Origin of the sequence: Streptomyces sp. NBC_01006, from assembly GCF_045162725.1 — a bacterium.
In the GTDB taxonomy this organism is placed as follows: Bacteria; Actinomycetota; Actinomycetes; order Streptomycetales; family Streptomycetaceae; genus Streptomyces.
The window spans coordinates 402,152-427,808 of sequence record NZ_CP108701.1 but is presented as its reverse complement, the minus strand read 5'-3'; the positions used below and the strand labels follow the sequence as shown (position 1 = coordinate 427,808).

The window sequence follows — 25,657 nt, the reverse complement described above, 5'->3', positions numbered from 1 at the left end:
TGCTTCCACGATGACCTCAGCCCTCGTTCGAATTCGGTTCGGCGGACGCAAGCGCGGCGCGCACCAGGTCGTCGATGTTCATGCTCTTGATCTCTTCGCTCCGGTCGGCGGTCTGCGGGGCGGCAGGGGCGCCGGGCGTGCCGGGCGCGGCCGGTGCGGCCGCGGCCCCCTGCTGCTCCACCGGACCGGCGAGCCTGAGCAGCGCGTCCAGGAGGCCCGCCTCGCGCAGTGCGGTGACGGGGATCGAGGCGAGCGCCTCTCGGATGGAGTGGTCGTCCTGGGCGGCGGCCGCCGCAGGCTCGGGCTCCGCGACGTCCTCGATGGCCGGGAGGATCTCCTCCAGGAGGAACTCGGCCATCACGACGGGGCTCGGGTAGTCGAACATCATGGTCGCCGGCAGGCGCATCCCGGTCGCGGTCTGGAGCCGGTTGCGCAGGTCGATCGCGGCCAGCGAGTCGAGCCCCAGGTCCGTGAAGCCCTTGTTGACGTCGATGGTGTCGGGGTCGCTGTGGCTGACGGCCGCCACCTGGGCCCGGATCAGGTCCAGGACCGCCGGCTCCCGGTCGGCGGGCCGCATCCGGGCCAGCCGCTCCTCCAGGGACAGCGAGCCGGCCGATGCGGCGGCCGCGGCCGCCACGGCCGGGGCCCGTACGTCCTGGCGCTGCTGCGGCGCCGGCTCGGCCTTCAGCACGTCCCGCAGGAGCACCGGGGCCGCGCCGGGGTTCGCGCCGCGGCCCGCGTTGTCGACGCGGATCGGGGCGATCATCACCTCGTCGAGGGTCATCGCCTCGTCGAAGAGCTGCAGCCCCTCCGCGGTCGGCAGCGCCGGCAGGCCCAGCGACCTCATCCGGCCGAGGTCGGAGTCGGTGACCCCGCCGCCCAGTCCGGTCTTCGTCTCCCACAGGCCGAACGCCAGCGAGGTGGCGGGCAGTCCGAGCGAGCGGCGGTGGGCGGAGAGTCCGTCCAGGAAGCGGTTGGCCGCCGCGTAGTTGCCCTGCCCGGCGCCGACGACGAGTCCGGCGCAGGAGGAGAAGAGGACGAAGGCCGTCAGGTCCAGGCCGAGCGTCGCCTCGTGCAGGTGCCAGGCGGCGTCCGCCTTCGGCCGCAGTACGGCGTCGACCTGCCGCGCCGTCAGCTGCGCGGTCAGCGCGTTGTCCATCAGCGCCGCCGCGTGCACGACCGCGGTCAGCGGCTGCTCGGCGTCCACGCCGGCCAGCAGCGCGTCCACGGCGCCGCGGTCCGACACGTCGCAGGCGACGACCGAGACCGTTGCCCCGAGCCCGCTCAGCTCGGCGCTCAGTTCCTCGGCGCCCGGTGCGTCCGGGCCGCGGCGGCTGGTCAGCAGCAGGTGGCGTACGCCGTGCTCCGCCACCAGGTGGCGGGCGGTGATGGCGCCGAGGCCGCTCGTACCGCCGGTGATCAGTACGGTGCCCTCCGCCGACCAGGGCAGATCGGAGGCGACCTGGCTGGAGGCGATCCGGGCCAGGCGCGGGACCTTGACCTCGCTGCCGCGTACGGCCGCTTCCGGTTCCCCGGTCGCCACGATCGCGGGCAGCACCTGGTGGGCGGCGGCCGAGCCGTCGGTGTCCACCAGCAGGAAGCGTCCCGGGTTCTCCTCCTCCGCCGAGCGCAGCAGGCCCCATACGGGCGCCTGCGCCAGGTCGACGGTGTCGGTGTCCTTCGCCCGGACCGCGCCGCGGGTGACCACGGCGAGGCGGGAGCGGCCGAAGTGGGGCTCCTCCAGCCAGGCCTGCAGGACGTCGAGGACGGCGCCGGTCACGGACCGGACCGCGTCCGGGACCTCGCCCTCGCCGGCCGGTACGGGCAGCAGGACCACCTCGGGCAGCTCCGCGCCGCCGTCGAGCGCCGCGGCGAGCGCCCCGAGATCGGGGTACGCGGCCAGGCCCTCGCCGAAGGCGTGGTCGGAGCCGCCGAGGACCGCCCAGCGGTCGGCGACCGCCGAGGCGCTGGCGCCCAGCGGCAGCTGGTTCCACACCAGGTGGAACATCGACGAGCGCTCGCCCTGGCCGGCGGCCGCGGCGGCGTTGACCCGGGCCGCCGTGACCGGGCGGACCACCAGGGAGTCGATGGTCGCGACCGGTGTGCCGCGCAGGTCGGACAGTTCGATCCGGACGGCGTCCGAACCCTGCGACTTGTGCGATTCCACTGCCGTGATCCGGCCCCGCAGCTGCGAGGAACCGGCCGCGTGCAGGGTCACTCCGGACCAGGCGAACGGGAGCTGGGTGCCTCCGACGTCCTGCGGGCTGCGCCCGTCCATGAAGTCCGTCGCGCTCAGCGAGCCGTCGAGGATCGACGGGTGGATGCGGTACTCGTGGCCCACCGCCAGGTTGTCCTCGGGCAGCGACACCTCGACGAAGGTCTCCTTGCCGCGCGTCCAGATCCCGCGCAGGCAGCGGAACATGGGCCCGTATCCGTAGCCCTGGCCGGTGAGGTAGTCGTACACCCCGGAGATGTCGACCTCCTCGGCGCCCTCGGGCGGCCAGACCCCGGTCCCGACCCCGAACGACTCGGGGGCCGGCGGGTGCTGGGCCCCGGGAGCCAGGACACCGCTCGCGTGCCGCGTCCACGGCGTGTCCGCCGGGCCGTCGTCGGGACGCGAGTACACCGCGAGCGAGCGTCGGCCGCTGGCGTCGGCCGCGTCGACGGTGACCTGGACGGCCAGGCCGCCGCCGTCCTCGCGCATCGGCATCAGCGCCTCGATGGTGAGCTCGTCGATGACGTCGCAGCCGACCTCCTCACCGGCGCGGATGGCGAGTTCGACGTATCCGGTGCCGGGCAGGAGCACGGTCCCGAGGACGTCGTGGTCGGCCAGCCAGGCGTGGGTCTTCACCGACAGGCGGCCGGTCAGCACCACGCCTCCGGCCTCCGGAGAGACCACCACCGCGCTCAGCAGCGGGTGCTGAGCCGGCTGCTGGCCCAGGCTCGTGACATCGCCGGCCGGGGCCGAAGCGGGGGCGTCGAGCCAGTACGGACGGCGCTCGAAGGCGTACGTCGGCAGCTCGACCGGCCGCGCGCCGGACCCGGCGTGCACGGCCGTCCAGTCGACGGCCGTACCGGTGGCGTGGAGCCGGGCGAGGGCGGTCAGCAGGGTGCGCGCCTCGGGCCGGTTCTTGCGTACGGTCGGCTCGATGACGGCGTCCGCGCCGTCGAGGGTGTTCTGGGCGAGGGCGGTGAGGATCGCGTCGGGGCCGAGCTCCAGGAAGGTCTGGACGCCCTTGGCGGCGAGGTGCTGGACGGTGTCGGAGAAGCGGACCGCCTCGCGCAGGTGGCGGCTCCAGTAGTCCGGGGTGCCCCAGTCCTCGCTGATCGCGCCGTGGACCCCGGCCACGACCGGGATCTGCGGCTCGTGCCGGGTCACGGACTCGGCCACGAGGTGGAACTCGGCGAGCGCCGGGTCCATCAGCGGGGAGTGGAAGGCGTGCGAGACCCGGAGCCGGGTGCTCTTGCGGCCCTGCTCGGTGAAGGCGGCCCGGATCGCCTCGACGGCCTCCTCCGTACCGGAGACCACGATCGAGCGCGGGCTGTTGATCGCCGCGATGCCGACCTCGTCGCCCAGGTACGGGAGGACCTCGGGCTCCGTGGCTTCGATCGCGGCCATGGCTCCGCCGGCGGGCAGCGCCTGCATCAGGCGGCCGCGCGCGGTGACCAGGCGGGCCGCGTCCTCCAGGGAGAGGACCCCGGCCGCGTGCGCGGCCGTGATCTCGCCGATGGAGTGCCCGGCCAGGAAGTCCGGCCGCACGCCCCAGGATTCGACCAGCCGGAACAGGGCGGTCTCGATGGCGAAGAGGGCCGGCTGGGTGTAGGCGGTGCTGTTGAGCAGCGTCTCGTCCGAGCCCCACACCACCTCGTACAGCGGGGTGTCGAGGTGCTCGTCCACGGCCGCGACCACGGCGTCCAGAGCCTGTGCGAACACCGGGAACGCGGCGTGCAGTTCACGGCCCATGCCCAGGCGCTGCGCACCCTGGCCCGTGAACAGGAACGCGGTCGCGCCGTCCGCGCGGCTGCCGGTGACGGTGTCCGCGGACTCCACGCCCTCGGCCAGCTTCGCCAGCTCCCGCAGCGCGCCCTCGCGGTCCTCGGCGAGGACCACCGCACGGTGGTCCAGCGCCGCCCGGGACGCCACCAGCGAGTAGCCGATGTCGGCCAGGGACTGCTCCGGGTGGGCCTCCAGGTGGGCGCGCAGCGCCTCGGCCTGCCGGGGCAGGGCCTTCGCGCTCTTCGCCGACACGGCCAGGGTGGCCGGTGCACCGGCCGCGGGTGTGACCGCCACCGGCTCCGGCTCCTGCTCCTGATCCGCCGCACCCTGCGGGGCCTCTTCGAGGATGACGTGGGCGTTCGTACCGCTCAGGCCGAAGGAGGAGACACCCGCACGGCGCGGGCGCCCGCCCGCCGGCCACTCGACCGGCTCGGTCAGCAGCCTGACGTTGCCCTCGGTCCAGTCGACCTGCGGCGAGGGCTCGTCCACGTGCAGCGTCTTCGGCAGCACGCCGTGGCGCAGCGCCTCCACCATCTTGATCACACCGCTGACACCGGCCGCCGCCTGCGCGTGGCCGATGTTCGACTTGATCGAGCCGAGCCACAGCGGCTTGTCCTCGTCGCGGCCCTGCCCGTACGTGGCGAGCAGCGCCTGCGCCTCGATCGGGTCGCCGAGGCGGGTGCCCGTACCGTGGCCCTCGACGGCGTCCACATCGGCCGTGGTGAGACCGGCCGCGGCCAGCGCCTGCTGGATGACCCGCTGCTGGGACGGCCCGTTGGGGGCGGTGAGGCCGTTGGAGGCGCCGTCCTGGTTGATGGCGCTGCCCCGGATCACGGCGAGCACCGGGTGGCCGAGCCGCTCCGCGTCGGAGAGGCGCTCGACGAGGAGCAGGCCGATGCCCTCCGCCCAGCCGGTGCCGTCGGCGGCCCCGGCGAAGGCCTTGGAGCGGCCGTCGGCGGCGAGTCCGCGCTGCTGGCTGAAGTCGACGAACAGGTCAGGCGTCGGCATGACGGTCACACCGCCGGCCAGCGCCATCGTGATCTCGCCGGAGCGCAGCGCCTGGCAGGCCATGTGCAGGCTGACCAGCGAGGAGGAGCACGCGGTGTCGACGGTGACGGCCGGGCCCTCCAGGCCGAGGGTGTACGCGACGCGGCCCGAGGCGATGGAGCCCGCGCTGCCGTTGCCGAGGTAGCCCGCGAGGTCTTCGGGGACGTCCGTCAGACGGCTGCCGTACTCGTGGTACATGATGCCCGCATACACGCCGGTCCGGCTGCCGCGCAGGGTCTGCGGGTCGATGCCGGCCCGCTCGAAGGTCTCCCACGCGGCTTCCAGCAGCAGGCGCTGCTGCGGGTCCATCGCGAGGGCCTCGCGCGGCATGATGCCGAAGAACTCCGCGTCGAACTCGGCGGCGTCGTAGAGGAATCCGCCGTCCTTGGCGTACGTCTTGCCGGGCGTGCCGGGCTCGGGGTCGTAGATGGCGTCTGCGTCCCAGCCGCGGTCGGTCGGGAACGCCCCGACGGCGTCCCGGCCTTCGGCGACCAGGTCCCACAGGTCCTCGGCGGACCGTACGCCGCCGGGGAAGCGGCAGCTGATCGAGACGATCGCGATCGGGTCCGAGTCGGTGGGGGTGGTGGCGCGCGGCGCGGCGGCGGCGGCCGGGGCCGCCTTGGTGGTGGTGGCCGACAGCTTGTCCACCACGAAGCCCGCGACCGCCCGGGAGTTGGGGTAGTCGAAGACCAGCGTGGCCGGCAGCCGCAGACCGGTGGCGGCCTGGAGCAGATTGCGCAGCTCGACGGCGGCCAGCGAGTCGAAGCCCTGCTCGCGGAAGGCCGTCTCCGGGCCGATCGCGTCCGGGGACGGGTGGCCGAGCACCGCCGCCACCTGCGTACGGACGAGTTCGAGGACGATCCGGTCGCGCTCCTGGGCGGAGGCCCCGGCGAGGCGGCGCTCCAGCTCGGAGGTTTCCGGGCTCTGCGCCTGCACGGTCCGGCGGACCGGGCCGCGCACCTTGCCGCGCAGCAGCGCGGGCAGGTCCTCGCCGCGGGCGGCGAGCGCCGCCGCGTCGGTCTTGAGCGGCAGGACCACGGCGTCGAACCCGGCGACGGCGGCGTCGAAGAGGGCGAGGCCCTCCGCGACGGTCAGCGCCGGCAGGCCCAGCCGCTTCATGCGCTCCAGGTCGGCGTCGGTGAGGTCGCCGCCGAGACCGGTGCTGATCTCCCACATGCCGAACGCGGGCGCCGTGGCCGGCAGCCCCGCGGCCCGGCGGTGGGCGGCGAGCGCGTCCAGGAAGGAGTTGGCCGCGGCGTAGTCGGCCTGGCCGGCGGCCAGGACCGAGCCGCCGGCGGAGGAGAAGAGGACGAACGCCTTCAGGTCGGCGTCCCGGGTCAGCTCGTGCAGGTTCCACGCGCCGTCGGTCTTGGGCCGCAGTACGGACTCGAAGCCCTCGGCGGTCAGCGAGCCGACGAGCCCGCCGCCCGCGACGGCGGCGGCGTGCACCACCCCGCTCAGCGGGTGGGCCGCGTCGATCCCGGCCAGCACGCCGGCGAGCGACTGCCGGTCCGTCACGTCGCAGGCCGCCACCGAGGCGTGGGCTCCCAGCTCCGCGAGCTCGGCGACGATCGCCGAGGCGTTCGGCGCTTCGAGGCCGCGGCGGCTGGTCAGGAGCAGGTGGCGCACCCCGTGCTCGGTGACCAGGTGGCGGGCCACCAGCGCGCCGAGGCCGCTGGTACCGCCGGTGATCAGCACGGTGCCGGTCGTACCCCACGGGGAGACGGGGGCGGGGGAGGGGATCCGGGCCAGGCGCGGCAGGCGCACCTCGCCGGAGCGCACCGCCGTCTCGGACTCGCCGGAGGCCACCGCGGTGGCCACGTCGGCGCCCGGATCGCGGGTTCCGGCGGCCACGTCGACCAGCACGAACCGGCCGGGGTTCTCGGCCTCGGCCGCCCGGACCAGACCCCAGACGGCGGCCTGCGCCGGATCGGCGTCCTCGCCGGCCAGTACGGAGACACCGCCGCGGGTGACCACGGCGAGGCGGGTGGCCGCGGACTCCGGATCGGCCAGCCATTCCTGGACCTTCGCGAGCACCTCAGGCACCACCGCACGCACCCGGGCCGCGGCGTCCGCGCCGGCCGGTACGGGGGAGAAGTACACGGCGGCCTCTGCCGCTTCGGCCCCGCCCGGCGCCGTACGCAGCCACTCGACGCGGTGCAGGGCGGCGGACGCACCACCGGAGGCGGCGGCCAGCTGGGCCTCGGAAACCGGGCGCGACACCAGCGACTCCACGGTCGCCACGGGCGCACCCGTCTCGTCGGCGACCATGATCGCCGAGACCTCGTCCCCGCGCACCCGGCGGATGTGCACCCGCAGCACGGACGTACCGGCCGCGTGCAGGGTGACCCCGTTCCAGGAGAACGGCAGCAGCGTCGCACCTTCGGCAGCGCCGTCGCCACCGAGCAGGTCCGCGTGCATCGCGGCGTCGAGGAGCGCCGGGTGGAGCCCGAAGAGGGCCGCGTCGCCGTGCGCCGTCTCGGGCAGCGCCACCTCGGCGAACACGTCGTCGCCCTGGACCCAGGCGGCCTTCAGGCCCTGGAACACCGGGCCGTACGCGTACCCGCGCTCCAGCAGCCGGTCGTACGCGCCGTTGACGTCGAGCGGGGTCGCACCGGCCGGCGGCCACTGGGACAGGTCGAACGAGGGAGCCGGGGCCCCCGGAACCACCGTGCCGTAGGCGTGGCGGGTCCACGGGGCGTCCGGGGCGGAGCCGCGGGAGTGGATGCCGATCGACCGGGCGCCCGAGGAGTCCGGGGCGCCGACCCGCACCTGGAGGGCAACGCCCCCGCGGGCGGGCACGATCAGCGGTGCTTCGAGGAGCAGCTCCTCGATCCGGTCGCAGCCGACCTGGTCGCCGGCCCGGACGGCCAGCTCGACGAAGCCGGTGCCCGGCAGCAGGATCGAGCCGAGGACGTCGTGGTCGGCCAGCCACGGCTGGGTGTCCACCGACAGGCGTCCGGTCAGGACGACCTCGCCGGAGTCGGCCGCGGGGAGCGCGGCGCTGAGCAGCGGGTGCCCGACCGGTTCGAGGCCGGCGGAGCCGAGCCCGGCGCCGCCGCCGGCGGCCGCCCCCTCCAGCCAGTACCGCTGGTGCTGGAAGGCGTACGTCGGCAGCTCGGACCAGCGGTCCTCGGCGGTCCGGTAGAAGGCCGTCCAGTCGATGGGCGCCCCGGTGGTGTGGAGCTGCGCGAGGGCGGTGAGGAGGGAGTGCGCCTCGGGGCGGTTCTTGCGCAGCACCGGCTCGACGACGGGGGAGTCGGCGTCGGCGTCCGCGTCCAGGGTCGTACGGGTGAGGGCCGTCAGGACGGCGTCGGGGCCGAGTTCGAGGAACCGGCTGACGCCCTTGGCGTGCAGGCGCTGGACGGTGTCGGAGAAGCGGACGGCTTCGCGGAGGTGGCGGGTCCAGTAGTCGGGGGTGCCCCAGTTCTCGTTGAGCTCGCCGTGGACCCCGGCGACGACCGGGATCCGGGCGGGCTCGTACGTCATGCTCTCGGCGACGGCCCGGAACTCGGCGAGGGCCGGGTCCATGAGCGGGGAGTGGAAGGCGTGCGAGACGCGGAGCCGGGTGGTCTTGCGGCCCTGCTCGGTGAAGTGCGCCTGGATCGCCTCTACGGCGTCCTCGGCACCCGACACCACGATGGAGCGGGGGCTGTTGATGGCCGCGATGCCGACCACGTCGGAGACGTACGGGAGGATCTCCTCCTCCGTGGCTTCGATCGCGGCCATGGCTCCGCCGGAGGGCAGTGCCTGCATCAGGCGGCCGCGCGCGGTGACCAGGCGGGCGGCGTCCTCAAGCGACAGCACCCCGGCCGCGTGCGCGGCCGAGATCTCGCCGATGGAGTGCCCCGCCAGGAAGTCGGGCCGCACACCCCAGGACTCCACCAGCCGGAAGAGAGCCGTCTCGATCGCGAACAGCGCGGGCTGCGTGAACGCGGTGCTGTTCAACAGCGCCTCGTCCTCGCCCCACATCACCTCGTACAGCGGGGTGTCCAAGTGCTCGTCCAGCGCCCCGACCACAGCATCCAGAGCCCGCGCGAACACCGGGAACGCCGCGTGCAGTTCACGGCCCATGCCCAGGCGCTGCGCGCCCTGGCCGGTGAACAGGAAGGCCGACTTGCCCTCCCGTACGACGCCCTGCACCACACCGGCGGACGTACCGCCCTCGGCCAGGGCCGTCAGGCCGGCCAGCAGCTCTGCGCGGTTCTCGCCGAGGACGACGGCCCGCTCGTTCAGCCGGGCGCGCCGGGTGGCCAGCGCGCGGCCGGTGACCGCGAGGTCCGCGTCGTCGTCCAGGGTCTCCAGATGCGCGACCAGCCGCGCCGCCTGCGCGCGCAGCGCCTGCGCCGTACGGCCCGACACCACCCACGGCACCGGACCGCCGAAGGACTCGGTGGACTCCGTGGCGGCCTCGGCCGGAGCCGCCACCGGCGGCTCCTCAAGGATGAGGTGGGCGTTCGTACCGCTGATGCCGAAGGAGGAGATGCCCGCGCGGCGCGGGCGCTCGCCCGCCGGCCACTCGACCGCGTCGGTCAGCAGCTCCACCGCGCCCGCGTCCCAGGCGACCTGGGGGGAGGGCTCGTCGGCGAACAGGGTCCTCGGCAGGACGCCGTGCTCCATCGCCTGGAGCATCTTGATGACGCCCGCGACACCGGCGGCGGCCTGCGTGTGCCCGATGTTGGACTTGATCGAGCCGAGCAGCAGCGGCCGGCCGTCCTCCGGGCGCTCCTGGCCGTACGTGTCCAGCAGGGCCTGCGCCTCGATGGGGTCGCCCAGCGTGGTGCCGGTGCCGTGGCCCTCGACGACGTCGACGTCGGCGGCGGTCAGGCCGCCGTCCTGGAGGGCGCGGCGGATGACGCGCTGCTGCGAAGGGCCGTTGGGGGCGGTCAGGCCGTTGGACGCGCCGTCCGAGTTCACGGCGGAGCCGCGCAGGACGCCGAGGATCCGGTGGCCGTTGCGCTCGGCGTCGGAGAGGCGCTCCAGGAGCACCAGGCCGACGCCCTCGCCCCAGCCCGTGCCGTCGGCGCCGCTGCCGAAGGACTTGCACCGGCCGTCGGCGGCCAGACCGCCCTGCCGGCTCATGTCGATGAAGGTGTCCGGCGTGGACATGACGGTCACACCGCCCGCGAGCGCCAGCCCGCAGTCGCCGCGCCGCAGCGCCTGCGCCGCCCAGTGCATGGCCACCAGCGACGAGGAGCACGCCGTGTCCACGGTGACCGCGGGGCCTTCGAGGCCGAGCGCGTACGCGACCCGGCCCGAGACCACGCTCGCCAGGCTGCCGTTGCCGTGGTAGCCGGCGAGCTGCTCGGGCAGCGGGCCCAGGCGCAGGCCCCAGTCGTGGTACATCACGCCGGCGAACACGCCGGTGTCGCTGCCGCGCAGGGCGTGCGGGTCGATGCCGGCCCGCTCGAACGTCTCCCAGGAGACTTCGAGGAGCAGCCGCTGCTGCGGGTCCATGGCCTGCGCCTCGCGAGGGCTGATCCCGAAGAACTCGGCGTCGAACTCGGCCGCGTCGTAGAGGAATCCGCCCTTGTCGCTGAGGCTCTTGCCGGGTTTGCCCGGCTCCGGGTCGTGGATGTCGGAGTCCCAGCCGCGGTCGGTCGGGAACGCACCGACGGCGTCGACCCCGCCCTGGACCAGCTGCCACAGGTCGTCCGGCGTCGAGACGCCGCCCGGGTAGCGGCAGGCCATGCCGACGACCACGATCGGGTCGTCGTCGGCCGCCGCGAGCGCGGTGACGGGCGCCGTACGGCGGGCCTCCTTGCCCGGGTCGCCCAGCTTGTCCGCCAGGTGGTCGGCGAGCGCGCTCGGCGACGGGTAGTCGAAGATCAGCGTGGCCGCCAGCGGCAGACTGATGGCGGAGCTGAGCCGGTTGCGCAGTTCGACGGCGGCGAGCGAGTCGAAGCCCATCTCGTTGAAGGCGCGCGTCGGGTTGATCCGGTCGCCGCTCTCGTGGCCGAGGACGGCCGCGACCTGCGTACGGACCAGGTCCAGCAGGGCCTCGCCGCGCTCGGCGCGGGACAGGCCCGACAGCCGGCGGGCCAGGGACTGCTCGACGGGGACGGCGCCGGTGCCCGCGCTGCGGCGGGCGGGGCGGACCAGCCCGCGCAGGACGGACGGGACCTCGGCGGCCCGCGCCTGGAGGGCGCGCAGGTTGAACCGGACGGGTACGACGGCGCCTTCGCCGCCGGTGGCGGTGAGCGCGCCGTCGAGCAGCGCGAGGTTTTCGGCGGGGGACAGCACCTGGAGGCCGAGGCGCTCGATGCGGCGCAGGGCGGCCTCGTCGAGCTGCCCGCCCATGCCGCCGACGCCGGTCCACAGGCCCCAGGCGAGGGAGGTCGCGGGGAGTCCGGCGGCGCGGCGGGTGGCGGCCAGCGCGTCCAGGAAGCCGTTCGCGGCCGCGTAGTTGCCCTGGCCGGCCCCGTCGAGCAGGGTCGCGGTGGACGAGAACAGGACGAAGGCGGACAGGTCCAGATCCTGCGTCAGCTCGTGCAGGTTCCAGGCGCCGTCGGCCTTGGGCCGCAGGACGGTGTCCAGGCGCCCGGCGTCGAGCGAGCCGATGAGACCGTCGTCGATCACACCGGCCGCGTGGACGACGGCGGTGAGCGGCCGGCCGGCGGGGATCGCGGCGAGCAGCGCGGCCACCGCGTCCCGGTCGGACGCGTCGCAGGCGGCGACGGTCACCTCGGCGCCGAGCCCGGTCAGCTCGTCGGCGGTCTCGCGTACGCCGGGGGCGTCCGCGCCCCGGCGGCCGGTCAGCAGCAGGTGGCGTACGCCGTGCTCGGTGACCAGGTGGCGGGCGACGGCGGCGCCGACCCCGCCGGTGCCGCCGGTGATCAGTACGGTGCCCTGCGGGCCCCACGGCGCGGGCTGCGGCTCGGCCGCGGGCAGTGTGGCCAGCCGGGAGACGTACAGCTCGCCGCCCCGGACGGCCGCCTCCGGCTCGTCGAGGGCCCCGGCGATCCGCAGCAGTTCGGCCGGCTCCAGGGAGCCGTCGGAGTCGAGCAGGACGAAGCGGCCCGGGTTCTCGGCCTGCGCGGAGCGCACCAGGCCCCACACGGGCGCCTGGGCCAGGTCGATGTCCTCGCCCGGGGTGACGGCGACCGCCCCGCGGGTGAGGACGACGAGGCGGCCGGCGGCCGACTCCTCGTCGTCCAACCACTGCTGGAGCGCGGTCAGGACGTCCCCGGCGACGGCGCGCACCTGCGCGGGGACCTCGCCCGCGGCGCCCTGGAGGGCGTGGTGGGCGACGGCGGCCGGCGCGTCCTGCGTGTCCGCGGGCAGCGGCCGGGAGGTCCAGCGCAGGTGGAAGAGCGCGTCGTGGGCCTGGGGGCGCAGCTGCTCGGCGGTGACGGGGCGGACCGTGAACGACTCGACGGAGGCGACGGGCAGGCCGTCGGCTCCCGCCAGGTCGAGCGCGACGGAGTCGGCGCCGGTCGCGGTGATCCGTACCCGCAGCGCGGCGGCGCCGGCCGCGGACAGGGAGACCCCCGACCAGGCGAACGGCAGCCGCGGGCCGTCGGCGACGGGCTCGGGGGAGGCGAAGTCGGTGGCCTGCAGGACGGCGTCGAGCAGCGCCGGGTGCAGCCCGAACGCGGAGGCCTGGTCCACGACGTGGGCCGGCAGTGCGACCTCGGCGTAGGCCACGCCCTCGGCGCCCTGCCAGACGGCCTTCAGGCCGTGGAACGCGGGGCCGTAGCCGTACCCCTGGGCGGCCATGTCCTCGTACAGGCGCGTGGTGTCGACGGCGCGGGCGCCGCGCGGCGGCCACACGGAGGCGTCGAAGGGCTCGGCGGCGGCGGCCGGGGCGGCGGTCAGCACACCCGAGGCGTTGCGGGTCCACGGCGCGTCGGCGGGGGCGTCCTCGTCGCGGGAGTAGAAGGCGATCGGGCGGCGGCCGTCCTCGGCGGCGGCGTCGACCACGATCTGCAGGGCCACCGCGCCCGTGGCGGGCAGCAGCAGCGGAGCCTCCATGATCAGCTCGTCGACCCGCTCGCAGCCCGTCTCCTCGCCCGCGCGCAGCGCGAGTTCGACGAAGGCGGTGCCCGGGAGCAGCGTGCTGCCGGCGATGACGTGGTCGGCCAGCCACGCCTGCGAGCGCGGCGAGACCCGCCCGGTCAGCACCGAGGCGCCGGTGTCGGCGAGGGAGACGACCGCGCCCAGCAGCGGGTGGTCGGCGGCCACCTGGCCGAGCCCGGCGGCGTCGCCGCGCGAGAGCGGCGCGGCCAGCCAGAAGCGCTCGCGCTGGAAGGCGTACGTCGGCAGCTCGACGCGGCGCGCGCCGCTGCCCGCGTAGTACGCCTCCCAGTCCACCCGCGCACCGCGGGCGTGTGCGGTGGCCAGTGCGGCCGACAGCTGGCGCAGGTCGTCGTGGCCGCGGCGCAGCGCGGAGACGAACACCGGGGCGCCGCCAGGGCCTTCGAGGCCTTCGAGGCAGTCGCGGCCCAGGCCCGACAGGACCGGGTCGGGGCCGATCTCCAGATACGTGGTGGCGCCGAGTTCGGCGAGCGCCCGTACCCCGTCGGCGAAGCGGACTGCCTCGCGGACGTGCCGGACCCAGTACTCCGGCGAGCACAGCTCGGCGGCGGTCGCGGCGCGCCCGGTCAGCGTCGAGACCAGGGGGATGCGCGGGGCGCAGTAGTCCAGGATCTCGGCGATGCGGCGGAACTCGGCCAGCATCGGCTCCATGAGCGGCGAGTGGAAGGCGTGGCTCACCCGCAGCCGCTTGGTGCGGTGCCCGTCGGCCTCCAGCCGGGCGGCGACCTCGGCGACGGCCTCGGCCTCGCCCGATATGACCACGGACGCCGGGCCGTTGACGGCGGCGATCGCCACCCGGTCGGCGAGGGCCGCGAGCAGCGGGGCGACGGTCTCCTCGGAGGCCGTCACCGCCACCATGGCGCCGCCCTTGGGCAGTTCTTGCATCAGGCGGCCGCGCGCGGCCACCAGAGTCGCCGCGTCGTCCAGGGACAGCACGCCCGCGACGTGCGCTGCGGCCAGCTCGCCGATCGAGTGGCCCGCTACGTAGTCGGGGCGCACGCCCCAGGACTCCAGCAGCCGGAACAGGGCCACCTCGACGGCGAAGAGGGTCGCCTGCGCGTACACCGTCTCGTCGAGCAGGGCGCTGTCGGCGCTGTCCTCGGCGGCGAACAGGATCTCGTGCAGCGGCCGGTCCAGCTGGAGGTCGAGGTGGCCGATCGCCTCGTCCAGGGCGGCGGCGAACACCGGCTGGGTGTCGTACAGGGCGCGGCCCATGGCGGCACGCTGGCTGCCCTGACCGGTGAAGAGGAAGGCGAGGCGGCCGGCGTCGGCGGTGCCCGGGAAGACGTACGGGGACTCCTGGCCCTCGGCCAGGGCCCGCAGGCCCGCCAGTACGGCGTCCCGGTCGTCGGCGGCCACCACGGCGCGGTGGGCGAGGCGGGCGCGGGTCGTGGCGAGGGAGTAGCCGAGGTCGGCCGCGGCCGGGGCGTCCTCCTGCTCGGCGTGGGCCAGCAGGCGGGCCGCCTGGGCGCGCAGCGCGGTCCCGCTCGCGGCGGAGACCGGCAGCAGCACGGGGCCGGCCTTCGGCGCGACCTCGGGGGCGGGGGCGGGGGCCTCGGCTGCGGGCGGCTCCTCGATGATGACGTGCGCGTTGGTGCCGCTGACGCCGAACGAGGAGACGCCGGCGCGGCGGGGCTCCTCGCCCTTGGGCCAGGCGCGGGACTCGGTCAGCAGGCGGACCTCGCCCGCCGACCAGTCGACGTTGGGGGTGGGCTCGTCCACGTGCAGGGTGCGGGGCAGCTCGTCGTGCCGCATCGCCATCAGCATCTTGATGACGCCGGCCGAACCGGCCGCCGCCTGGGTGTGCCCGATGTTCGACTTGGCGGAGCCGAGCCACACCGGCCGGTCCTCGGGGCGGCCCTTGCCGTACGTGGCGATCAGGGCCTGCGCCTCGATCGGGTCGCCGAGGGTGGTGCCCGTACCGTGCGCCTCGACCGCGTCTACCTGCCCGCCGGTCAGGCCGGCGTTGGCGAGGGCCTGGCGGATGACCTGCTGCTGGGCGCGGCCGCTGGGCGCGGTCAGGCCGTTGGAGGCGCCGTCCTGGTTGAGGGCGGAGCCGCGGATGACGCCGACGACCGGGTGGCCGTTCTTCTGCGCGTCGGACAGCCGCTCCAGGACGAACACGCCGACGCCCTCGGCGAAGGCGGTGCCGTCGGCGGCGGCCGCGAAGGCCTTGACCGTACCGTCGGGCGAGAGGCCGCGCTGGCGGCTGAAGGCGGTGAAGGTGCCGGGGCTGCCCATGACGGCCACACCGCCGGCCAGCGCGAGCGTGCACTCGCCGCGCTGGAGCGACTGGACCGCCAGGTGCATGCCGACGAGGGAGCCGGAGCAGGCGGTGTCGACGGTGAGGGCCGGACCGGCGAGCCCGAGGACGTACGAGACGCGGCCGGAGATGACGCTGGGGGCGTTGCCGCTCAGCAGGTAGCCGTCGAGGCCGTCCGGGGCCTCGTGCAGCCGCATCGCGTACTCCTGCGGCTCGGCGGCGATGAACACGCCCGCCTCGGTGCCGCGCAGCGTCGCGGGGTCGATGCCGGCCCGCTCGACGGCCTCCCACACGCTCTCCAGCACCAGCCGCTGCTGCGGGTCCATCGCGAGGGCCTCGCGCGGGCTGATCCCGAAGAAGTCCGCGTCGAACTCGGCCGCGTCGGGCAGGAACCCGCCGTGGCGCACGTACGTGGTGCCGGGCGTCGACGGGTCGTCGGAGAACAGCGCCTCCAGGTCCCAGCCGCGGTCGGCGGGGAACTCGTCCCGTACGTGCTCGCCGTTGCTGACCAGCCGCCACAGGTCCTCCGGGGAGGCGACCCCGCCGGGGTAGCGGCAGCCGATGCCGACGATGGCGATGGGTTCGTCCGACACGGCCACGGCGCGCACCGGCGCCTCGGGGCGGTCGGCCAGGCCCAGGACCTCGGTGCGCAGGTGCGCGGCGAGTTCGGCCGGCGAGGGGTGGTCGAAGGCGACGGTCGGCGGCAGCGCCAGGCCGGTGGCCGCGTTCAGCCGCACCTGGAGCTCCAGCAGCGCGACGGAGTCCAGGCCAAGGTCCTTGAAGGAGCGGTCGGGGTCGACCGACACGGGCAGGCCGGCCCCCGCGAGCGCCTCCGGGGCGTCGGCGTACTTCGCCCGCAGCACGGCGAGCGCGTGATCGCGTACGAGGTCGAGCAGGACGTGGGTCTGTTCGGTCGTCGGAAGCGCCTCGAGGTCACGCACGAGCGCGGACTCCGTCGCCGCGTCCGCCGCGGTGTGACCGGTCGGCACACCGTCGGTGCCGGAGACAAAGTTTCCGGGCTCAGTCATCTAGCACTCCACACACTCGTTGTCCGCAGCGGACGGAAGGACGTAAAGACGTGACGTAAAGACGTTCGTAAGGACGGACCTGGGGCTCCGGCGGGGCGGAGCGACGACAAGTCGCCGTCCGCCCGGAGACGACGGGTGTCTCCGGGCGGACGGGCGGGGTCACTCGGCCGTGGCCACCGCGTGCTCGACGAGGGTCAGGGCCTGCACCGGGCAGGCCTCGATGGAATCCAGGATCTGGTCGCGCAGCGACTCGCCGGGCTCGTCGACGACGAGGACGGCCTGGCCGTCCTCGTTCTGGTCGAAGACGTCCGGACCCGAGAGCACACAGGCCCCACAGGCGACGCAGACGTCCTTGTCGATAATGACCTGCAGCATCTTCGTCCTCTCCGTTACCAGGTGACCGGCAGCTCGTGCAGGCCGTCGATGAGGGCCTTTTCCTTGAAGGGGAGCTCTTCGACCGGCTTGGCCAGACGGAGCCCCGGGATGCGGCGCAGCAGCGTGGTGAAGACGACCTCCATCTGCATGCGGACCAGGACCTGGCCCGCGCAGCGGTGGTGGCCGTAGCCGAACGCGATGTTCTGCGCGGCCTCCTTGCGGTGGAAGTCGAGGGTGTTCGGGTCCGCGAACACGCTCGGGTCGTGGTTGGCCGCGGTCAGCGAGCAGATGACGCCCTCGCCCTTGCGGATCAGCCGGCCGCCGATCTCCGCGTCCTCCTTCGCGACGCGGACGGTGCCGTGGTCGGCGACGCTGGAGAAGCGCATCAGCTCGTCGACCGCCTGGCCGGCGAGCTGCGGGTTCTCGCGCAGGACCGCCGCCTGCTCGGGGTGGCTGAGCAGCACCAGGACGGCCATCGTCATGCCGTTCATGGTGCTCTCGTGGCCGCCCGCGATCATCGTGCGGACGAGGGCGCTGATGTCGGTGGGGCCGAGGTCGCCGCCGCGCTCCTGGTTGCGCAGGATCAGGCTGCTGATCAGGTCGTCCGCGGGCTTCTCCGTGCGCTCGGCGATCAGCCGGTGCAGCAGGATCTCGACCTCGGTGTTGGCGGCGGCGTGCTCCTCCGGGGTGCCCTGGGTCACCAGCGAGGTGATCCAGCGGTAGAAGAGGTCCGTCTGGTCGCGCGGCACGTCCAGCAGTTCCGTCATCGCGACGGACGGCAGCGGCATCGTCAGCGCGGAGATGATGTCCACCGGGCCGCCCTGGGCGAGCATCGCGTCGATGAGCTCGTCGACGATCTCCTGGGTGCGGGGCCGCATGGCCTCGACCTTCTTGGCGGTCATCTCCGGCATCAGCATCATGCGGTGCTGCGTGTGGACCGGCGGGTCCATGTGGAAGAGGGTGCGCTGCACGATGCCCTGCTCCAGCAGCTCCAGGGGGAAGCCGAACTGGAGCGGGTAGCCGGGGTCGGCGATGTCCGACTCGAAACGCGGGTCGCGCAGCATCTGCTGCATGTCCTCGTACCGGGTCAGCAGCCAGGCCTCGCGGCCGTTGAACGTCAGCTTCACGCGGGAGACGGGCTCCGTCTCGCGCAGCACGGCGTAATCCGGAGCCGGCTGCATCGGACAGCCGGTGCGCGGCAGCGGAAACGCGCGGACCGTCGTCTCCGAAGGCGCAGTGGTGAGTTCCGTCATGGGTCCCTCTCTCATCCGCCCCGCACCTGGTGTGCGGTCACGGCCTGGATCGATCGCGTGGGTCGTGGTCGGGGCTCGGGCTCAGCGGGTGGCAGTGGGAGGGCGCACGCACAGCTGCGTCACCGCACGACGGAAAACACCTGCGCATTCCTCCCCACACTCCGTCCGGGGGGACCCCCAACCGGAGTTCACCCCATTCAGGCTGCTGTTCTTCATCCCTGCTGAAAACCCCTAAGCCGCCGCGCCCCTGGTCGGAATGGCGGGGGCCCGGCGAAATTAGGGGTGGTGAAGGGTGGTCACAGGGGGCGGCGGCAATGGCGGCCGGTGCCCGCCCGCCGTTTCGATGGGGTGAGGCCTCGGGATACCGCCCGGTCTCGGGATACCGCCCGGTCGCCGGGAAGGGAAGTCGAGGAGTCATGACGGAAACGCTGCAGGGCACCAGTGCATGGATCCGGCGGTTCGAGCCCTCGCCGGACGCCCCACACCGCCTCGTCTGCTTCCCGCACGCGGGCGGCGCCGCCACGTTCTGGTTCCCGATGGCCCGGGCGCTCGCCCCCGAGGTGGACGTGCTCGCGGTGCAGTACCCCGGGCGCCAGGACCGCCGCAGCGAGCCCTGCATCGAGGACATCGAGACGCTCGCCGCACACGCCGCCGAGGAGGTCCTGGCCTGGTCGGACCGGCCCGTGACCCTGTTCGGGCACAGCATGGGGGCCATGGTCGCCTTCGAGACCGCCCGCCGTCTGGAGGAGCGGGGCCGGCCGCCGGCCGGCCTCGTCGTCTCCGGCATGCGGGCCCCGTCCCGGGCCCGCGGGGGGTCGAGTCAGGCCGAGACCGCCGAGGAACTCGTCGCCGGCATCCTGCGCCTGCAGGGCACCGACGCGGCCGTCCTGGACGATCCGGAGCTCGTCCGCATGATCCTTCCCACCATCCGCAGCGACTACAAGGCCGCCGAGAGCTACCGCTGGCGCCCCGGCCCGCCGCTCGGTACGCCGATCGCCGTACTGACCGGGACCGAGGACCCGCACGTGAGCACGGACGAGGCGGCGGCCTGGCGCGAACACACCGCCGGGCCGTTCAGCCTCACCGTCTTCACCGGGGGCCACTTCTTCCTGAACGAACACGCCGACGACGTCCGGAAGGTCGTTACCGACCACATTGCCCGGTCGTTCCAAGCGAACTCAGTCTGAATTCAAGCGACATCTGAAAAGAAGGATGTCCTGTCTCCCTCGGGTATTTTCCAGCCGGTTCACGGGGGGACGACCCGAGCCACAACTCAAGGCAGGAGTGGGGCGTTGGCCAGCCTCTCGTATTCGATACGCGAAGAATCCGGAACAGCCGGAACAGCCGGAATTGCTCCCGGACACGGACCGTCCCAGAAGGAAACCGTCCACGGGCTGCTGGACGCCGCCGCCGCGGCGGCGCCGGACGCCCCCGCCATCCGCGACGCCGCGGGTGCCTGGACCTACCGCGAGCTCGACGAGTACAGCCAGGCCTTCGCGGCCTGGCTGGGCAGCCGCGGCATCGGCGTCGGCGACCCGGTCGTGCTCCAGCTGCCGACCAGCCGCGAGCTGGCCGCCATGTTCTACGGAGCCTCCCGGGCCGGAGCGGTGTTCGTACCGCTCAACCCCACCATGAAGCCGTACCACCTGCGCCAGGTCAGTGAGAACGCCGGGCCCAAGCTGGCCATCGGCGACGCCGCGACCGGCGCGGGCCTCCAGGAGGCCGTCGGCGCGGTGCACCGGCTCGCCGACGTGTGGGCCGAGGTCGAGGAACTGCGCACGCAAGGCGCCCGCACCACCTCCGAGGTACGCCCCGACGACGTGGCGACCCTCATCTACACCTCCGGCAGCACCGCCGCCCCCAAGGGCGTCGTCTGCCCGCACGCCCAGGTGGCGTTCGCCTCCCGGGGCCTGGTCGAGGCACTGGGGTACCGGTCGGACGACATCGTCTTCTGCCGATTCCCGATGTCCTGGGACTACGGCCTCTACAAGGTCGTCATGACCTGCATCGCCCGCTGCGAGATCGTCCTCGCCGACCAGGACTCCGACCTCACGCTGGTGCGCCGCATGCGCGAGACCGGCGCGACCGTGGTCCCGATCGTCCCCTCCTTCGCCACCATGATCGTCAGCCTGGCGAAGCGGGACACCGAGCCGCAGGCCCCGGTCCGGATGTTCACCAACACCGGCGCCGCCCTGCCGCCCGCCACCATCGACGCACTGCGCGAGCACTTCCCCGGAGCCCGCGTGGTGCGCCAGTACGGCCAGACCGAAGCCAAGCGCATCACCGTCATGCCGCCCGAGGAGGACCGGATGCGCCCCGGCGCCGTCGGCCTCCCGCTGCCCGGCACCCGCGTGCTGATCGTCGACGCGGACGGCAACGAGCTGCCCGCCGGCGAGGTCGGCGAGATCGTCGCCGTCGGCCCGCACGTCATGCCCGGCTACTGGAACAGCCCCGAGATCACCGCCGACACCTTCCGCACCGACCCCGCCAGCGGGCAGCGCAGCCTGCACACCGGGGACTACGGCCACCTCGACGCCGACGGCTACCTCTACTTCGAGGGCCGCCGCGACGACATGTTCAAGCGCAAGGGCCTGCGCATGAGCACCCTCGAAATCGAGGGCGCCGCCATGGACATCCCCGGAGTGCGCGCCGCCGCGGCCCTGGCGCCCGGCGAAAAGCACGACCTCGCCCTCTTCGTCGAGGGCGACCTGACCCCCGCCGAGGTGCGGAGGGGCGTGGCCCAGCGCCTGGAGCCCGCCAAGGTCCCGGCGATCGTCCGCGTGCTGAGCGAGTTCCCGCTCACCCAGCACGGCAAGAACGCCCGCAAAGAGCTGGCCCTGCTGCTCGAAGGAAGTGGAAAGTGAGTTTCCCGTCCATGGAGCCGACCGAGCTCGCCCGCCAGTACGGCACACCCCTGTACGTCTACGACCTCGACCGCGCCCGCGCCGCCCGCCGGGACCTGTTCGGCTGGCTGCCCGAGAGCTTCGAGGTGTTCTACGCCTTCAAGGCCAACCCGCACGTCGACCTCGTACGGGCCCTGCGCGACGGCGAGGGCCCCGCCTGCAAGGCCGAGATCAGCTCCACCGGTGAGCTCGCCGCCGCCCTCGAAGCCGGCTACCCGGGCTCCGACATCCTCTACACCGGGCCCGGCAAGACCCCCGAGGAGCTGTACGAGGCCATCGCGGCCGGCGTGTGCACCTTCTCCGCCGAGTCCCTGAGCGACCTGGAGCACATCGGCGGCGCCGCCCTCGAACACGACACCGTCGCCGACTGCCTGCTGCGCATCAACAGCGCCTCCGCCAGCGCCACCACCAGCATCCGGATGACCGGCGCCCCCACCCAGTTCGGCATCGACAGCGAGACCGTCGCGGACCTCGCCGAACAGTTGCGCTCGGTGCCCGGTACCCGGATCGCCGGACTCCACCTCTTCTCCCAGAGCAACGCCGCCGACGAGGAATCCCTCATCGGCGAACTCACCCACACCATCCGCGTGGCCGCCGCGATCCAGGACGACCTGGGCGTCCCGCTGCGCCTGCTCGACATCGGCGGCGGCTTCTCCGTCCCGTACGCGCAGCACGGCGAGCGGGCCCGCTACCCCAAGCTCCGCACCGAGCTGGAGGCCTCGCTCGACCTGCACTTCCCGCAGTGGCGCGAAGGCGCGCCGCGGCTCGCCGTCGAGTCCGGCCGCTACCTCTCCGGCGACAGCGGCACCCTGGTGGCCCGCGTCAGCAACGTCAAGATCAGCCGGGGCAAGAAGTTCGTCATCCTCGACGCCGGCATCAACACCTTCGGCGGGATGTCCGGCCTCGGCCGGCTGCTGCCGGTGTCCGTGCAGGTCGAGGCGGGCGAGGAGACCGAGAAGGCGAGCCTGGTCGGCCCGCTGTGCACCCCCGGCGACGTCCTGGGCCGCGGCATCGACCTGCCCCCGCTGGACGAGGGCGACCTCGTACGCATCCCCAACGCCGGTGCGTACGGGCCCACGTCGAGCCTCCTGATGTTCCTCGGGCGCCCGGCCCCGACCGAGGTCGCCGTCTCCGGCGGCAAGGTCGTCTCCGTCTCCCGCATCGAACACGTACGCACCTACCGGAGTGTGGAGGGCGATGATGCATGACCTGTCCGCCAGAGGCACGGAGTCGTTCGTCGAGCGGTCGAAGGGAACCGTGATCGTCACCACCCTGGCCTCCGACTCCCACACCTGGAACCTCGTTTTCCTCCAGCTGCTCATCGAGGAGTGCGGGTACGACGTGGTCAACCTCGGCCCGTGCGTCCCCGACGAGCTGCTCGTCTCCGAATGCCGCGACCGCAATCCCGAGATGATCGTGATCAGCAGCGTCAACGGCCACGGCTACCAGGACGGGATGCGGGTCATCGGCCGGCTCCGGGACGCCGCCCCGCTGGCCGCGACGCCCATCGTCATCGGCGGCAAGCTCGGCACCGACGGAGGCGAGGGCGCCAGCCGCACCCACGAGCTGATGGCCGCCGGCTTCGACGCCGTGTTCGAGGACGGCCAGGACCCGATCGCCGCGTTCCACGCCTTCCTCGCCACCCTGCCGTCGGAGCCCCGGCGGGCCGTGGATGCCGCGGACCACGCCCGGGTCTCCGCATGAGCGAACTCACCGCCGTCCGCGAAGGGCGGCCCGCCGGCCCGGCCCCCGTCGACTTCGGGGAGTTCGTCCGCAGGGAGGGCGGCAACGGCCGCCTGGTCGTCCAGCCCCGCATGGGATTCGGGGACCCCGGCCGGATGCGCACCGGGCTCGTCGCCACCAAGGCCGCCGGCGCCGCCACCGTAGGCACCCTCACCCTCGACAGCTACACCCGCGTCGGCAACCTGGAGGCCGTCGAGACCGCCCTGCGCGACGGCATCGACCTCAACGGGTACCCGGTCGTCAGCCACCCGCCCGAAACCACCGCCGCCGTGCTGGACGGCGTACGCGACACGGGATTCCCCGTCCAGGTCCGGCACGGCTCCGCCACACCCATCGACATCTTCCGGGCGATGATGCGGCTGAACCTCAACGCCACCGAGGGCGGGCCGGTCTCGTACTGCCTGCCCTACGGGCGCACCCCGCTCGCCGACGCCATCCGCAACTGGGAGGACTGCTGCGACCTGTATGTGCGCATGCAGGACGTCGGCATCGAACCCCACCTGGAGACCTTCGGCGGCTGCATGATGGGCCAGCTCTGCCCGCCCAGCCAGCTCGTCGCCATCAGCTTCCTCGAAGCGATGTTCTTCGCCCAGCGCGGCCTGCGCTCCATCTCCATGAGCTACGCCCAGCAGACCGACCCCGTCCAGGACCGGGAGGCCGTCACCGCGCTGCGCCGGCTCAGCGCCGAGCTGCTGCCCGTCGACAACTGGCACGTCGTCATCTACGCCTACATGGGCGTCTATCCGGAGACGGATCACGGCGCGTACGGGCTCCTCGCCAGCGCCGCCCGACTCGCCGTCACCACCGGCGCGGAACGGCTCATCGTCAAGACGGCCGCCGAGGCCCGCCGCATCCCGACCATCGCGGAGAACGTCCAGGCCCTCGAATACGCCAGCAACACCGCGCTGCGCACCGGCCGCGGACCCGACGACACCTTCACCGACTCCCCGACCTACCAGGAGGCGCGGGCCCTGGTCGACGCCGTCCTGAACCTCGACGACGACCTGGGGCGGGCCCTGCTCAAGGCGTTCCGCCACGGCTACCTCGACGTCCCGTACTGCGTGCACCCCGACAACGCGGGCCGCGCGCGCAGCTACATCGACTCCGGCGGCCGGCTGTGCTGGGCCGACACCGGCAAGCTCCCGATCGCCGGGATCGCGGAGCGCGGGCCCTCGCGGAAGATCGGCTCGGCCGACCTGATGAACGACCTCTTCCATGTCCGGTGCAAGTTCGACGCAGGCCCCCGCGAGCTCGACCCCGTCACCGCGGAGCTGATCCGCGGCCAGGCGGCGGTCGGGTCACGGACGAAGGAGTACACCGCATGACCACACAGACCACCTCCGCCCCCGTGGAGACCGGCGCCTGGGTGCGCCGCTTCCACCCCGGCGGCCAGGACGCCGCGCACCGGCTGATCTGCTTCCCCCACGCGGGCGGCTCGGCGTCCTTCTTCTTCCCGGTCTCCCGGGCGCTGACGCCGGGTGCGGACGTGCTGGCGATCCAGTACCCGGGCCGCCAGGACCGCCGCCACGAGCCCTGCCTCGACTCGATCGGGGAGCTCGCGGACGCCCTCGCCGAGCAGGTGCGCCCGTGGTGCGACCGGCCCGTCACCTTCTTCGGGCACAGCATGGGCGCGACCCTCGCCTTCGAGGTCGCCCGGCGCCTGGAGGCCGAGGGCACCGTGCTGCACGGACTGTTCGCCTCCGGCCGCCGCGCCCCGTCCACCGTGCGCGACGAGCGCGTACACCTGCGCGACGACGAGGGCCTGCTCGCGGACATCACCCGGCTCGCCGGCACCGACACCGCGGTACTCGGCGACCCGGAGATCGTCCGCATGATCCTGCCGGCGATCCGCGCCGACTACCGGGCCGCCGAGACCTACCGGTACCAGCCCGGGACGCCGCTGACCTGCCCGCTCTTCGTCCTGACCGGCGACAGCGACCCGCACGTGACGCCCGAGGAGGCACGCGCCTGGGAGGGGCACACCACCGGCCCGTACGCGCTGCGCACGTACCCCGGCGGCCACTTCTACCTCAACTCCCAGGCGGGCGCCGTCCTGGGGGAGATCTCCGCGCACCTGGGCTGACCGGCCCCGGGCCGGGAAGGGCTCCCGCCGAACCGGCGGGAGCCTTTCCCGCATTCCGGCGGGGGTGCGGGAAAACGGCCTGGTGACGCATACCATGTCAGGGATGCGTGCGTGATACGCATTGCATCTCCGGATCTCTCGAAGAGGACGAATGAAGGCGGGACGCTCCATGACCAGTAACGAGGGCAGCGGCCTGCCGGGCAGCATCGACGTGCTGTGGGAGCTGCGCAGCCGGGAACAGCGCGGAGCACGCGCTGGCCTGAGCGCGGCACGCATCGTCACGGCGGCGATCGAGTACGCGGACCAGTTCGGGCTGGGTTCCCTGTCGATGGCTCGGGTGGCCGAGCGGCTCGACTTCGCGACGATGTCCCTGTACCGGCACGTGTCGAGCAAGGACGAACTCCACTCGCTCATGGTCGACATGGCGTACGGCAAGCCGCCGCTGCTCGAAGGCAGCGACAAGGACTGGCGCGGCGGCCTGGAGCTGTGGGCCCGCGCGTTCCTGGAGATCTTCCGGCGCCACCCGTGGATGCTGCAGGTCCCGGTCAGCGGGCCGCCGCTGGAGCCGGGCCAGATGAGCTGGCTCGAATGCGGGCTGCGCACCCTCGGCCGCACCGGGCTCTCGCCGAACGAGAAGCTCTCGGTGATGCTGCTGATGGTCGGCTACGTACGCAACAACGCTCAGGTGTCCATGCCGCTGACCAGCCAGGACCAGAGCGAGGAGGAGCTCATGGCCAACTACGGCCGGGCCATGGACAAGTTCGTCGACGCGGAGACCTTCCCCGCGGTCCGCGAACTGATCGAGGCCGGCACCTTCCAGGAGACGGACGACGACTTCACCTTCGGCCTGGAACGAGTGCTGGACGGCATCGAGGTCCTGATCCGCAAAAACACCGGCGAAAACCCCCTGGCCTGACCCCACGGCTGC

General features: G+C 73.7%; 10 protein-coding genes. 7 read left to right on the top strand and 3 right to left on the bottom strand.

Translation table 11 applies throughout. The annotated features are described in order from the left end of the window. Positions 1-16 precede the first annotated feature (16 nt). The 3 genes from OG509_RS41500 to OG509_RS41490 form a co-directional block, all read right to left on the bottom strand. On the bottom strand, positions 17-16,372 hold the full coding sequence (locus OG509_RS41500; RefSeq protein ID WP_331742402.1) for a type I polyketide synthase: 16,356 nt from the start codon (positions 16,370-16,372) through the stop codon (positions 17-19). A gap of 159 nt (positions 16,373-16,531) precedes the next feature. After that, positions 16,532-16,747, bottom strand: coding sequence for a ferredoxin (locus OG509_RS41495; protein WP_331742399.1), 216 nt, complete (start codon positions 16,745-16,747; stop codon positions 16,532-16,534). Positions 16,748-16,761: 14 nt separating this feature from the next. After that, a complete protein-coding gene (locus OG509_RS41490; protein ID WP_331742396.1) occupies positions 16,762-18,000 on the bottom strand; it encodes a cytochrome P450 in 1,239 nt (412 codons plus the stop codon). A 416-nt stretch (positions 18,001-18,416) separates the two neighbouring features. Between OG509_RS41490 and OG509_RS41485 the strand changes: the two genes are divergently transcribed. From OG509_RS41485 to OG509_RS41455, 7 genes are all read left to right on the top strand, one after another. After that, on the top strand, positions 18,417-19,187 hold the full coding sequence (locus tag OG509_RS41485) for an alpha/beta fold hydrolase (protein WP_331742392.1): 771 nt from the start codon (positions 18,417-18,419) through the stop codon (positions 19,185-19,187). 162 nt (positions 19,188-19,349) lie between these two features. Then, positions 19,350-20,864, top strand: coding sequence for an AMP-binding protein (locus OG509_RS41480; protein ID WP_406187936.1), 1,515 nt, complete (start codon positions 19,350-19,352; stop codon positions 20,862-20,864). An 11-nt stretch (positions 20,865-20,875) separates the two neighbouring features. Then, a complete protein-coding gene (locus OG509_RS41475; protein WP_331742770.1) occupies positions 20,876-22,111 on the top strand; it encodes a type III PLP-dependent enzyme in 1,236 nt (411 codons plus the stop codon). Next, the gene (locus OG509_RS41470) at positions 22,101-22,607 is read left to right on the top strand and encodes a cobalamin-dependent protein (RefSeq protein ID WP_331742390.1); all 507 of its coding nucleotides are present in this window, start codon (positions 22,101-22,103) and stop codon (positions 22,605-22,607) included. The genes OG509_RS41475 and OG509_RS41470 overlap by 11 nt, the downstream gene beginning before the upstream one ends. Further along, positions 22,604-23,971 (top strand): methylaspartate mutase, encoded by a 1,368-nt coding sequence (locus OG509_RS41465; RefSeq protein ID WP_331742386.1) that lies wholly within the window; start codon positions 22,604-22,606, stop codon positions 23,969-23,971. Before OG509_RS41470 ends, OG509_RS41465 begins: the two co-directional genes overlap by 4 nt. Then, positions 23,968-24,729 (top strand): alpha/beta fold hydrolase, encoded by a 762-nt coding sequence (locus OG509_RS41460; RefSeq protein WP_331742381.1) that lies wholly within the window; start codon positions 23,968-23,970, stop codon positions 24,727-24,729. Before OG509_RS41465 ends, OG509_RS41460 begins: the two co-directional genes overlap by 4 nt. A 169-nt stretch (positions 24,730-24,898) precedes the next feature. Continuing rightward, positions 24,899-25,645 (top strand): TetR/AcrR family transcriptional regulator, encoded by a 747-nt coding sequence (locus tag OG509_RS41455; protein ID WP_331742378.1) that lies wholly within the window; start codon positions 24,899-24,901, stop codon positions 25,643-25,645. Positions 25,646-25,657: the final 12 nt, after the last annotated feature.